General features: G+C 37.7%; 11 protein-coding genes and 1 pseudogene. All 12 read right to left on the bottom strand.

From position 1 onward, the window contains the following. Positions 1-374 precede the first annotated feature (374 nt). The 12 genes and pseudogenes from B371_RS0105785 to rnmV all read right to left on the bottom strand — a co-directional run bounded on the left by B371_RS0105785 (position 375) and on the right by rnmV (position 12009). On the bottom strand, positions 375-1004 hold the full coding sequence (locus tag B371_RS0105785; protein ID WP_019413358.1) for a 50S ribosomal protein L25/general stress protein Ctc: 630 nt from the start codon (positions 1002-1004) through the stop codon (positions 375-377). A 90-nt stretch (positions 1005-1094) separates the two neighbouring features. After that, positions 1095-2054: a ribose-phosphate diphosphokinase gene (locus tag B371_RS0105780; RefSeq protein WP_019413357.1), complete on the bottom strand. Its 960-nt coding sequence runs from the start codon at positions 2052-2054 to the stop codon at positions 1095-1097. Between the two features lie 13 nt (positions 2055-2067). Next, on the bottom strand, positions 2068-3438 hold the full coding sequence (glmU, locus tag B371_RS0105775; RefSeq protein WP_019413356.1) for a bifunctional UDP-N-acetylglucosamine diphosphorylase/glucosamine-1-phosphate N-acetyltransferase GlmU: 1371 nt from the start codon (positions 3436-3438) through the stop codon (positions 2068-2070). A 162-nt stretch (positions 3439-3600) separates the two neighbouring features. After that, positions 3601-6628 (bottom strand): annotated as a pseudogene (locus B371_RS21365) (efflux RND transporter permease subunit). A gap of 145 nt (positions 6629-6773) precedes the next feature. Next, on the bottom strand, positions 6774-7064 hold the full coding sequence (gene spoVG, locus B371_RS0105765; RefSeq protein ID WP_019413355.1) for a septation regulator SpoVG: 291 nt from the start codon (positions 7062-7064) through the stop codon (positions 6774-6776). Between the two features lie 312 nt (positions 7065-7376). Beyond that, the gene (locus B371_RS0105760; protein ID WP_019413354.1) at positions 7377-7751 is read right to left on the bottom strand and encodes a RidA family protein; all 375 of its coding nucleotides are present in this window, start codon (positions 7749-7751) and stop codon (positions 7377-7379) included. After that, positions 7751-8581: a pur operon repressor gene (gene purR / locus B371_RS0105755; protein WP_019413353.1), complete on the bottom strand. Its 831-nt coding sequence runs from the start codon at positions 8579-8581 to the stop codon at positions 7751-7753. Before purR ends, B371_RS0105760 begins: the two co-directional genes overlap by 1 nt. Before the next feature lie 56 nt (positions 8582-8637). Beyond that, positions 8638-9504 carry a 4-(cytidine 5'-diphospho)-2-C-methyl-D-erythritol kinase gene (gene ispE, locus B371_RS0105750; RefSeq protein ID WP_019413352.1) on the bottom strand — a complete coding sequence of 289 codons (867 nt, stop codon included), beginning with the start codon at positions 9502-9504 and terminating at the stop codon, positions 8638-8640. 338 nt (positions 9505-9842) lie between these two features. Next, positions 9843-10031: a small, acid-soluble spore protein, alpha/beta type gene (locus B371_RS0105745; RefSeq protein ID WP_019413351.1), complete on the bottom strand. Its 189-nt coding sequence runs from the start codon at positions 10029-10031 to the stop codon at positions 9843-9845. Between the two features lie 119 nt (positions 10032-10150). Continuing rightward, positions 10151-10414, bottom strand: coding sequence for a biofilm formation stimulator Veg (gene veg / locus B371_RS0105740; RefSeq protein WP_019413350.1), 264 nt, complete (start codon positions 10412-10414; stop codon positions 10151-10153). Positions 10415-10571: 157 nt separating this feature from the next. Next, positions 10572-11450, bottom strand: a complete 879-nt coding sequence (rsmA, locus tag B371_RS0105735; protein ID WP_019413349.1) for a 16S rRNA (adenine(1518)-N(6)/adenine(1519)-N(6))-dimethyltransferase RsmA — start codon at positions 11448-11450, stop codon at positions 10572-10574. Then, complete coding sequence (gene rnmV / locus B371_RS0105730) at positions 11443-12009, bottom strand: ribonuclease M5 (protein ID WP_019413348.1); 567 nt, start codon at positions 12007-12009, stop codon at positions 11443-11445. Before rnmV ends, rsmA begins: the two co-directional genes overlap by 8 nt. Positions 12010-12592 lie beyond the last annotated feature (583 nt).

Below are 12592 nucleotides of genomic sequence, written 5' to 3'. Positions count from 1 at the left end.
TTAGCCTTTGTTCCATTGTTCGCTCCTGTGGGGTCTCACTGGACTCGCTTTTCCCGCTGGAGTCGCCGATGGAACAAAGGCTGTGGATGCCACAACGCAAGCCTCGTCGAAAGCGTCCGCTTGGAGCGCAAACCAGCGGTATCATACTAGAACCTACTCCTTAAAATACCGAGAATAGTGAATTCATGACTCACTAAATTTATATACTTTGTTATCTTTTAAGACAAGCGCCAAGCGTCCTCTAGCCCGACGCTGGCGCTTGAAAGCTAGACATAGCTACTCCAATTTCAAAATTATAACTTGAAAAACCCTATACTTTTGTAAATCACGAAAAAAGGATTGTCGAATGACAACCCTTTTCTGTAAATTACTTATTAAACTTTTTCAGAATCAGTTTCATTTTCTGCGTCTGCAGCTACAGCTGGTTCATCTGCAGAAGTTTCTAGTTCTTCATCCGTACGTGGAGAAGAAATTGCTATTAGTGCGTAGTCATCTTCGTTTAAAATATTGAATTCACATTTTTCACGAATATCGACAACTCTTAAGATATCGCCTATTGCAAGATCCGTAACATCTACTTCAATAGAATCAGGAATTGCAGAAGGTTTTACTTTAATTACTAATTCGCGGTTTGGTTGGTTTAATATACCACCCTTACTTACGCCAACCGAATCACCAGTTGTTACTACAGTAACGCTCACTTCTAATTCATCAGTCATGTTAATTGCTAAGAAATCAGCGTGTAAGATATTGCCTTTCAAAACGTCCATTTGGTAATCACTTAGTACAACATTCACTGCTTTTCCATCAATGTCTAATTGCATAACGCCGTTTCGGCCAACTTCACGAAGTGTTTTCAGTAAATCTATTTGGCTTACTGCAATTGAAGATGCGTCTGTGTTGTAGCCATATACTACTGCAGGAACAAAACCTTCCCCGCGTAATTTAGTTAAATTAGATTGTTTACCTTTTTCACGTAATTGTGTTTTTACTGTTGTAGTCATCTATTCCACTCTCCTGTGTGTAATTCTTTGTGTTTATGTTTACCCAACTCTCATCAAATGAAACATAAGTACTATTATACCATTGTACCATCAATCAAATAAAGTACTAACTGATTTCTCTTCAAATATTCGTACAATAGCATCAGCTAATAGAGGGGCTACTGTGAGTTGTGTAATTTTCGCGATGTGTTTTTCTTCAGGCAATTCTATTGAGTTTGTAATGACTAACTCTTTAATGACTGAATTATTGATGCGTTCAATCGCGGGTCCTGATAAAACAGGATGCGTACAGCATGCATATACCTCTTTGGCACCACTTTCCATAAGAGCACTTGCGGCAATTGTAATTGTACCTGCAGTATCAATAATATCATCAATTATAATAGCTACTTTACCTTCTACATTCCCAACAATATTCATTACCTCTGATACGTTAGCTCGTGGTCTACGTTTATCGATGATCGCAATGGATCCCTTTAAGCGTTCAGCCATTTTACGTGCACGAGTAACTCCCCCGTGATCAGGAGAAACAATAACAATATCAGCAGGGTCAATATTTTTCTGTAAGAAATAATCCGATAAGATTGGTACAGCCATTAAGTGATCAATTAAGATATCAAAGAATCCTTGGATTTGAGGTGCATGTAAATCTAACAGGATGGCACGGGTTGCACCAGCAGTTTCAAGTAAGTTTGCTATGAGTTTTGCCGTAATAGGTTCACGAGCTCGAGCTTTACGGTCTTGACGAGCATAACCATAGTAAGGTATAACAACGTTTACAGTGCGAGCAGATGCACGTTTAACAGCGTCTACCATAATTAATAGTTCCATTAAATTTTCGTTTACAGGAGCTGACGTTGATTGAATGATGAAAACATCACACCCACGAATACTCTCTTCAATGTTGATGCGTATCTCACCATCACTAAAACGGGTAACCGAAATTTTCCCTAGTGAGATCCCTACTTCTTCTGCTAATTCTTTAGCAAGTGACTCATTAGAGTTTAATGAAAAGATTTTTAATTTAGTATCTGCATAATGCTTCGGCATGATGATCCTCCTGTTATTTTAAGTTTAGTTTTTCTACGTATCCTTCTTTGTTCTCTTGACGCGCACGACCAATAGACAAAGATTGTGCAGGTACGTTTTTGGTAATGGTCGATCCAGCGGCTACATATGAACCTTGACCAATTGTGACAGGAGCGATTAGATTTGAATTACATCCAACAAAGGAATCGTCCTCTATTGTAGTCAAAAATTTATTTTTGCCATCATAGTTCACTGTAATTGCACCACAGCCAATATTTACACGTTCTCCTACTTCAGCGTCCCCGAGGTAACTTAAATGAGAAACTTTTGACTTATTACCCAATTTTGTTTTCTTAATTTCAACAAAGTTGCCGATTTTTGCTTCGTTGCCAATCTCTGATTGTGGACGAATGTGAGCAAAAGGCCCAACTGTTGTATCGTCACCTATTGTACTTAAAGTAATCACCGAAGAATGGACGGTTGTCCGATTACCTATTTTACTGTCTTTAATATGGCTATTTGGACCAATCAAACAATCTTCACCGATGACACTAGCACCTTCAATAATTACTCCCGGTTCCAACACTGTATCGTAACCAATAATAGCGTCAGCACTTATGTAAGTATTGGTAGGACTAATAATCGTGACACCATTTTTCATATGTTTTTCGGCAATTCGCTTTCGCATCAACGTTTCAGCTTGCGAAAGTGCTATACGATCATTTACACCAAGTGTCTCCTCAAAGTCATTTGTTGCATAGGCAGAAATAATTTCACCCTGATTTTTCAATATTTCAATCACATCTGGCAAATAATATTCACCTTGGGAGTTATCATTTTTCACAAGCTTTAACGCTGCAAATAATGCCTCATTATCAAAGCAATATGTGCCAGAATTAATTTCTCTCACTTTTTGTTCATCAACCGATGCATCTTTTTGTTCAACTATGCGTTTAACATACCCTTGTTCATCTCTAAGAATACGGCCATAGCCTGTTGGATCTTCTGAAATACCAGTTAGAATTGTTGCTTTAGCAGATGTGTCTTGATGATGTTTTAGTAGTTCCTGCATCGTGTTGGGGCGAATCAATGGCGTGTCACCACAAACCACAAGGGTTGTCCCAGCTAACTTGCCTAACACAGCATCTGCCTGTAAAACCGCGTGTGCTGTTCCTAGTTGATCAGATTGAAGTGCATATTCACTACGATTTCCAAGTTTATCTTGTACTTTTTCTGCACCATGTCCAACAATGGTCACAATACGTTCGGCACCAACCTCTTGAACATGATCAACCACGTGTTCAAGCATCGATTTACCGCATACGGAATGCAAAACTTTATATAATTTAGACTTCATACGTGTACCTTGACCTGCAGCTAAAACCACTGCGTAAGTATGTGTCATCTATTGAGTCCTCCAGTTTCATAAATCTACTCTTTTGACTATAGCCGAAACACACCCGTAATTCAAGAGATTGTCGCTTGACAAATTGATGACAAAACCATTATGATTAATAATTTTCCAAAAAAAGGACCTCGCACCCAATTGGTGGAAGTCCTTAATTTATTAATTCGCTTGTTTCTCTCGTTTTACTTGACGTGCATAAAAGACTTCGTACATCACTGGAATAATAACAAGTGTTAGTAAAGTAGACGACGTTAAACCGCCTATTACAGTTACCGCTAATCCTTTTGAAATCAACGTTCCCGATGAAGTCGTGAGAGCTAAGGGAATAAGCGCAGCAATTGTTGCAAACGCCGTCATTAAGATTGGGCGTAATCGCGTTTTGCCCGCTTCGACAAGTGATTCTCGAATGTGCATGCCTTTGTCATTTCTATTTTGGTTAATGCGATCCACCAAAACAATGGCATTGGTTGTTACAATCCCAATTAACATTAAGAATCCAATCATTACACTAACAGATAATGGTTCGCGTGCAATCACTAAACCGATTAATGCACCAATTGGTACGAAAATAAGAGATGACAATATTATGAACGGAATACGTGCTTGCCCGAATGTAATGAGCATAGTTAAGTACACGAGCCCAATTGCACTAGCAATGGCGAGTCCGAGTTGTTGGAAAATCTCGACCGTATCATCACTACCTCCACCACTTTCTAAACTTACCCCGTCCGGCAAGTCTACGTTCGCTATAACACCATTCTCTACTTCGGCTGATACTTTTTGTATATTGTCCGCATCGATTTGCGCTTGGATACGCGCAAATACTTTCCCATCTAGTTTTTGAATCGTTGTAACGGAATCAATTTCTTCAACTGTCGCAATATCTTGTACTTCAACAGGTCCGTTAGCAGTAAAAATTGTCAGTGTTCGAATTTCATCAATACTAGATAACGCTTTGTCATAAGACAATTGAACCGAACGATCAATATCATCAAGCGTTAACTTGCCGACTGAAACAGGCTTTGTTTGGTCAGAAATGGTACCAAGTAGTTGAAAACCAGACACACCAAGGTCATCTGCTTTATCTGAATCAATTTGCACAACTACTTGTTTCTGCTTTTCAGTAAAATTATTCGACACATATTTTAGTGAATCCACGGTCTTCATATATGCTTCTACATCCGAAGCCGCTTTTGACAATGCTTCTAGATCACTTGCAAATAAATCGACTGAAACATTGTTATTTGATGGAGGACCACCAGTAGAAAGCTCCGATACTGATATCGTTGCATCGGGAGAAATGTCAGCTACAATATTGTCCATATCTTGTAATAACGCCTTCACAAAATTAGAAACATCTACATTTTCATTCAATGTCAAAATATATCCAGCTCTATTTTCAAGTTTAATTCCTGTTGCAAAATCACGAGAACCCACTGCAGTTGTTACATCTTTAATATCTTCTATTTCAGCAAATACTTTTTCTACTTCAAGAGATACTTCGTTCGTACGTTCTAGTGATGTAGATGAAGGTAGCTCTACACTTGCTTGAACGAGTTTTGTTTCCTCATTTGGAATAAAGGTAAACCCTAACCCTGGAACAAGTGCAAACGAGCCCCCAAGAAGAACTACAGACAATACCAATATGACTGCTTTTCGGTTTAAAGACCATAAAATGACACGTTCATAAAAACGTTGCATCGCACCTTCTTTTTCTTCCTGTTTTACTTTCTTAAAAGCAAATCTTGCTAATATCGGTACAATTGTTACCGCAACCACTAAAGATGCAGCTAGCGAGAAAATGACAGTTAATGCAAACGGCAAGAAGAACTCCCCTGTAATCCCACTTACAAAACCAATTGGTAAAAACACCACAATTGTTGTTAAGGTTGACGCTGTAATTGCACGTAATATTTCTTTTGTAGATGATATGACTAATTCATTTGACATTGGATCATTGGTTTTTCGTAAACGACGGAATATATTTTCAATCACCACAATACTATCATCAACAACTCGCCCAACAGCAACAGCCATCCCACCGAGCGTCATAATGTTCAAGCTAATATCGAGTTGAGCTAAGAAAATGGCTGCAATTAACAATGATAAAGGAATGGAAATAATCGCTATAATTGTTGCACGGAAATTTCGCAAGAAGATTAATACTGCAAATGACGCAAACAAAGCACCTAGCAAGCCTTCCTTCACTAATGTTTCCACTGATTTTTCTATCCCTGCAGCAGAATCAAAACCAACTGCGTAGTCTAAGCGGTCATCATAACTGTTTAATATATTGATTACGCGGTTTGCAATTTCCACGGTATTGGCATCTTGCTTTTTAGTGACAGCCATCGACAATGCGTTTTCTTGGTTATAGCGAGTGATTTCACTTTGTTTAAGTACTTCTTCAATTGTTGCAATATCTTTTAGTGCAACTGGTGGTGCTTGTGAATTAAATGAAGATGTAAGTTTAAGTGATTTTAATTTTTCAATCGAATCGAGCTTTTCTTCCACCCGTACCGGTATATTACTATTATTATCATTCACAGTTCCAGCAGGGAATGATAATATTTTTTGATCAATTTGTTGTTTTATTTGGCTTAGATAGTCCAGCTGCGGTTGCTTTTTCATTATTTACAGTAATTTGTAAACTCTCTTCTTTTAAACCACCAACCGAGACAGAATTGATACCAGGAATTTTATTTAACTCTGGAATGACTTCTTTATTCAACAGTTCTTCAATATTATCTTGGCCTTTGCCAAAAAGAGAAATATTGAAGATGGGAAACGATCCAAATGATAAACGACTAATTTCCGTTTCCGCGCCTTCTGGTAATTCAAGTCCACGAATGGCCGATTCAGTTTGTTGTTCTGCACGATCTAAATCCGTATCAAAAGGAAACTGTATATTAATGATTCCAATTGTTTCATAGGATACACTCTGAATTTCAGTGGCTCCTTCAATTCCTTCCAACTCTTCTTCAATCGGTGTAATGATTAGGTCGTCTACATCTTCAGGTGACGCTCCAGGATATACTACTTGCACCGATAATTGAGGGAACTCAATGTTTGGTAACAAATCAATTTTTAATCGACTAAAGGAATAAAGTCCAAGTACAATGAGTAAGAATGAAATAATGAATACTGCTGTTGCATTCTTCAAACTAAATTTTGTTAAAAAATTCACTCAGTACACCCTCTTTTTTTAGTAAGATATGTCTCTATCTTAATTTATACAACAATCATGTCGGATTGGCGAGTGCCAATGTGTTTTTCAAAAAACAAAAAAAGAAACCCATCATTTTACATGACAAGCTCCCACAGTTTTCATATTAAGCTCCCGCTTCTTCGTAAGATATCATATCCACTTCGCTCGATTCATGGAAAGCGTTTAATACAGCTTCTTCTATTTTAGTGCGTGTGCCTGAATTAATTGGATGAGCTATATCTCGAAATTCTCCATCTGGAGTGCGTTTACTTGGCATTGCCACAAATAACCCTGCATTTCCGTCTATGACACGAATATCATGCACAACAAACTCGCTGTCTAGTGTGATGGAAGCTATGGCACGCATACGGCCATCAGTTTGTACTCGACGTAGTCTAACATCAGTTACTTCCATTCTCTCACCACCTTTCATCTTAGCTGCTTTAAAGACTCTGCTAAATATATTCTACATTTGTAGCTAATCTCCTTCTTTTTTTCTAAATCTTTTAAATAATTAGTAGACTTAATAGTTTTATACCTATAATTCTTACAAATAAAACTTGGCAACCTTTATAAAGTTAAAACTTAAATAGTTTCAACTTGTACTATTTAAGACAAATATCATATTAGACCACGACATAGACTAAATTGATTTACTATGAAAATCAAAAAGACGACTTTAAGAATCTAAAGTCGTCTTTCGTACATATAGATATATTTTAAACTTTTAAGAAACAACCGCTATAACTTCTATTTCCACTTGTGCATCTTTAGGTAATCGTGCCACTTCCACTGTTGATCGCGCTGGTTTATGATCACCAAAATATTGACCATAAATTTCATTTAATACAACAAAGTCGTTCATATCCTTAATAAAAACAGTTGCCTTAACAACTGACTGTAAAGAAGATCCCGCTTCTTCTAATACAGCTTTTAAATTCTTGAATACTTGGTGTGTTTGTTCTTTAATAGAACCTTCTACCATAGTTCCTTCAGTTGTTAATGGAATTTGACCTGAACTATAGAACATACCGTTAACAATCATTCCCTGAACATATGGACCAATTGCTGCTGGAGCATTAGACGTAGAAACTGCTTTCATTATTCTTTTCCACCTTTCAAAAAGTAATTTCCTTCTGTTAAGGTAATTGTACCATTTTTTTCATTTACCTCATCTAATTTAACAAGCGAAAAATAATCGTCAATTAATTGTTCATAGGCATGTTCTGCTTCAACTAGAACAGCAACGCCTGCTAATTGACAATCAAATTCTTTCAACAAGTTTTTCATTCCATTCATCGTACCGCCGACTTTCATAAAGTCATCTGTAATTAGTACGCGTTGGCCACTCTTCATACTGCGTTTTGACAGTACCATCGTCTGGATGCGTCGTGATGATCCAGAAACATAGTTAATACTTACAGTAGATCCTTCTGTAACTTTGCTATCACGTCGAACGATTACAACAGGCACATTTAAGTGGCGTGCAATTGCATGTGCAATTGGGATCCCTTTTGTAGCCACCGTCATTATTACATCAATTGGTTGCTTGGCAAAAGCTGATGCAAATACTTTCCCAACACGGTTCATCAATTCGGGATTTCCTAGTAAATCGGTCATATATAAATAACCACCAGGTAACAATCGGTCTGAGTGGCTGAGCTCTTCCATAAAATCTTGAATCACTTCACGAACAGCTTCATCCCGCATTCTTGGCATATACTTAACCCCTCCAGATGCCCCTGGAACGGTCATTAATAAACCAATGCCTTTTTCTTCAAACGTTTCTTTTACAATGGTCAAATCTTCACTTATCGAGGATTTAGCCGATTGGTACATATCCGCAAACAACGTTAATGGAATTAGCTGTTGTGGATGTTCCAACAAATAATGAGTCATATCAACGAGTCGCTCACTACGTTTCCATTTCATTGGTCACACTCCTAAACACGAATGATTTACTCGTAAGTTTAAACAAATATACGGTTTTAGGCAAGTAAATCTCGATCTCCTAACAATCTTACAACGTAAACTTCGTCACAAAATCCTCGTAACCCATTATAGATTCGATTCACTCTGGACTTGTGTTGTACTACCCCAAACACCGTTGGTCCACTGCCACTCATTAAAACTGCATCTGCTCCAAATTTCATCATTTGCTCTTTAATCATCATAACTTCTGGATGTAGCTTTAAAGTTACAGCTTCTAAAGCATTTCCCATAGACCTACACATTAATTCATAATCCTTTTCGTAAATAGCATGAATCATATCTTGGGTCTTTGGATGTATAACTTCATTTACTTTTAAGCCCCCATAAACATCAGCTGTGGAAACACCAATCGCAGGCTTCGCTAATACTATCCAACAGTTTGGTGGAGAGGGTAATTCTTGAATAAGTTCTCCTCTACCCGTTGCAAAAGCTGTTCCTCCATAAACACAAAATGAAACATCGGAACCTATCTTTGCTCCATGTTCAGCTAATTGATCCAGAGTTAGGTTTAAATTCCACAAGTCATTTAAGCCTCTTAAGGTTGCGGCTGCATCACTACTTCCACCAGCAAGTCCGGCAGAAACGGGTATTTTTTTCTCCAATGTAATGGACACGCCTTCTCTAATCCCATATGTATCTTTTAATAACTTCGCGGCTTGATAGGCTAGGTTTCTATAGTCACCTGGTACATAGCGATCCGTTGATATGATCTGAATTTGACCATCTTTGCGTGTTTCCAATCCAATGCGATCTGCTAGATCCACTGTGGTCATAATCATTTCAACTTCATGGTATCCATCTGGTCGTTTTTGTAATACATCCAGTATCAAGTTAATTTTGGCAGGCGCTTTTACATACAGCATTAGATATACCTCCTTTGTCCTATCATTTAGTGGTACCCTATTTTACCACAGCTTTTGATGAAGAAAATAACAATTATTTAGTGGAAGGAAACTTCTGACTGTGAAGGTTAATTGGTTTGGGGGCAATGGTAGCTTCATAACCCAAAGGGAATACATATTATAACAAGACATTGGAGTAGCTACTAAGATACTTTCTATTACCCACCCACCGTGAGTCTTTCTATGTTAATCATCTTATCAAAGTGACGACGTCAAGGGAATCTTGTCCACTTTTAACTAACTCCCGGCGCACAAAAAAAGGCGGATTTCTCCGCCTTGTCAGTCCTATATGGATTTCGCTACTTCTTGTAGTGATTTTGCCCGTTCATTAATCCGGCTTGTGCAATTTCAACAGCTCGCTTAACCATATTACCGGCATCCCGAGATGTAATGCCTCCCCAACCGTCACGCTCAACGACATCGTAAAATCCAAGTTCTTTCGCAATTTCCTCTTTTAGACGGTGTGACATAACACGTTCACGTGGCATGTTTTTTCCTCCTTTTAAGGACTGACACAAATAGTATGTACTAAATACAAAAAAACACTCAAGAATATGTAATATCCTTAAGTGTTTTTAATAAAATAAGTACATAATTGCAAAGATTATTATTTAACAACTACAAGTTCTTGCATTCCATCAACAATTGTAATTTCTACTGCTTCAGTTAAGATATCGGTATAGCTGTAAGACACACGCTCAAAAGCGTTCTCGTCCTGATCAAGATCGACCACGAACACCGCATGATACGTTTCACGTAAGACGCCTGCTCGTTCTATAGTTTTCTTGCGACCACCGTTTGCTTTTAAATGCAATCGTTTACCTAAATGACAATCTAATGACTTTTTAATATCGGCTAAAGTTTTTGGCATTTCGCATACACCTCACTTGAAGGTAAGTATACCACGGAGAAATATATTTGTCAACTAAATTAATCATTTTAACAATGAGTAAATACTTTTGTCAATAACTTTTTTTAATCATTCTTTTTATTTTTCAAATAGATGTCTATTTTGTGCTGAATAACCATCATTTAAAATTAGGAAGTAGTAGATTAGCTAACTTTCCAAACTCATGTATCGACAATGTTTCTCCTCGGCGAGTTGGATCTATGTTTGCTTCATTAAGTGCAGTTAATATTAATTCTTTCTTTTCTTTCCCTTGTGGAAGTTGTGATTGTAAATTGTTTATAATGGTTTTTCTTCTTTGTGCAAAAGAAGAACGTGAAACCGTGAATAAAAAATCCTCATCTAAAACAGCCACTGGGGGCGACTCAAGAAGCGTCAGCTTAAGCACCGCAGAATCAACATTAGGTGGTGGAATAAATACCGTTCTTGGAACTGTCATAGCAATTTCCGCCTTCATATAATATTGAATCGCTATTGATAATGATCCATATTCTTTCGTACCGGGTTTTGCTGTAATCCGATTTGCCACCTCTTTCTGCATCATGACAACCATTCCACGAATCGGAAGTTTTTCCATTATTAATTTTATTAGAATAGGCGTTGTTACATAATAAGGTAGGTTTGCAACCACCATAACATCCTTAAATTCTGCTAATTTTTCCTTCATTATATCTGCTACGTTTACTTTTAAAATGTCTGAAAGTATAATTTCTATGTTATCGTATGGAGAAAGTGTATCTTCTAGAACTTCTAAAAGTCTATGGTCGATCTCAAAAGCGACTACTTGACCTGCCTGTCGCGATAAATGCTCTGTTAATGCACCAATGCCAGGACCAATTTCAATAACCGCAGATTCTTTTGTTAAGTCTGCATGGCTCACGATGTTATGTAGGATATTTGGGTCAATTAAAAAGTTTTGCCCTAGGCTCTTTTTTAATGAAAATCCGTACTTTTTCAATATTTCCTGTGTGCGTTTAGGGGTCGCAATATCTTTATTCATGTAAGCCCTCCTGATTTAATTGTGCTAAGGCTTTTTCAAATTGAACGATGTCAATTTGGAACATTGATAACCTTTTTTGAAGTTGTTTTCCGTTGGTATAACCAATTTGAAGTTTTTCACCAAGTAAATTACGACGCATTCTAGCATCAGGATGGCCGATCAATCTTTCTTTCATTAATATATGAAGTGGAATTTCCTCAGTTTGATTTAATGGATCTCTAGGAGTATACACGTTTTGAAGTGCTAAACGAATATCTTCGTCTGCAGCATGCTCGATACCTAATCCCTTACCATTTTTGGCAATCGTTTTTTCTTTTGATAGGAATGCATGCTTTACACCCTGTACATGTTCTTCAATAATGGCACGTATTCTTCGTCCTGGATAGTCAGGATCCGTAAAAACGATAACACCTCTTTTAGTCTGTGCATGCTGTATTCGAAGAATAGTCTCTGGCGAAATAGCAGACCCGTTCGTTTCAATAGTATCTGCCCGAACAGCTCTTTTTATAGCTGTCGTATCATCTTTTCCTTCCACCACAATTACCTCTTCAATAAACACGATAAAAGCCTCATTCCCAAATGTATGTCCTAACTATTTTACTTCCGATAGGTCTATAAGTACACCGAAAAGAGTAGAAGGCCAAGAATCCTGACGTCGGAGCTGAAAGGATGAAAGGCTTGCCGATTTCAAAAACGCCTAAAAATACAACAAGTACTCAACCTACTAAACTAAAGACCTAAAAGCGTTCAAGGACAAGATAGTCAGATGAGTTTTAGTTGAAAGTCCGAAAAGGCTTTATACCTTCCAAAAGAAACCGAACTGGAGCATCAAATTTGACAGTCTGATTTCAATTGAATTTCTGAGATGATGAGCAAGGTTTCTAAACTAGAAAGAACTCATTTTGAATAAAAGATTAATATTACTAAGCATTTCATATGTAATAAGAAAGACCGGGCAAAGTGAGCCCGGTCTTTCTAAGAAGGGTCACCATAGAAACCCGTTTAATTCCGCTACAGTGAACGCTTAACGCGGGCATGGCTTTCAGTCTCCTCGGGCCAACAGGATGTTGGTCACGAAGAAGTTGACTCGCGTAGTGGAGTTCTTAGCCTTTGTTCCATTGCGTTCCTGCGGGGCCTTCAGC

The sequence above is a fragment of the Paenisporosarcina sp. TG20 genome (genome assembly GCF_000286315.1).
Taxonomy (GTDB): Bacteria; Bacillota; Bacilli; order Bacillales_A; family Planococcaceae; genus Paenisporosarcina.
This window is presented reverse-complemented; position numbering and strand designations above follow the sequence as displayed.

What these genes read in the sequence shown, in the direction of transcription:
- ispE (WP_019413352.1), bottom strand. Translation starts at nt 9,504, where the DNA reads ATGCTGTATGTAAAAGCGCCTGCCAAAATTAACTTGATACTGGATGTA.
- B371_RS0105760 (WP_019413354.1), bottom strand. Translation starts at nt 7,751, where the DNA reads ATGAAAGCAGTTTCTACGTCTAATGCTCCAGCAGCAATTGGTCCATAT.
- B371_RS0105785 (WP_019413358.1), bottom strand. Translation starts at nt 1,004, where the DNA reads ATGACTACAACAGTAAAAACACAATTACGTGAAAAAGGTAAACAATCT.
- spoVG (WP_019413355.1), bottom strand. Translation starts at nt 7,064, where the DNA reads ATGGAAGTAACTGATGTTAGACTACGTCGAGTACAAACTGATGGCCGT.
- veg (WP_019413350.1), bottom strand. Translation starts at nt 10,414, where the DNA reads ATGCCAAAAACTTTAGCCGATATTAAAAAGTCATTAGATTGTCATTTA.
- rsmA (WP_019413349.1), bottom strand. Translation starts at nt 11,450, where the DNA reads ATGAATAAAGATATTGCGACCCCTAAACGCACACAGGAAATATTGAAA.
- B371_RS0105745 (WP_019413351.1), bottom strand. Translation starts at nt 10,031, where the DNA reads ATGCCACGTGAACGTGTTATGTCACACCGTCTAAAAGAGGAAATTGCG.
- B371_RS0105780 (WP_019413357.1), bottom strand. Translation starts at nt 2,054, where the DNA reads ATGCCGAAGCATTATGCAGATACTAAATTAAAAATCTTTTCATTAAAC.
- purR (WP_019413353.1), bottom strand. Translation starts at nt 8,581, where the DNA reads ATGAAATGGAAACGTAGTGAGCGACTCGTTGATATGACTCATTATTTG.
- glmU (WP_019413356.1), bottom strand. Translation starts at nt 3,438, where the DNA reads ATGACACATACTTACGCAGTGGTTTTAGCTGCAGGTCAAGGTACACGT.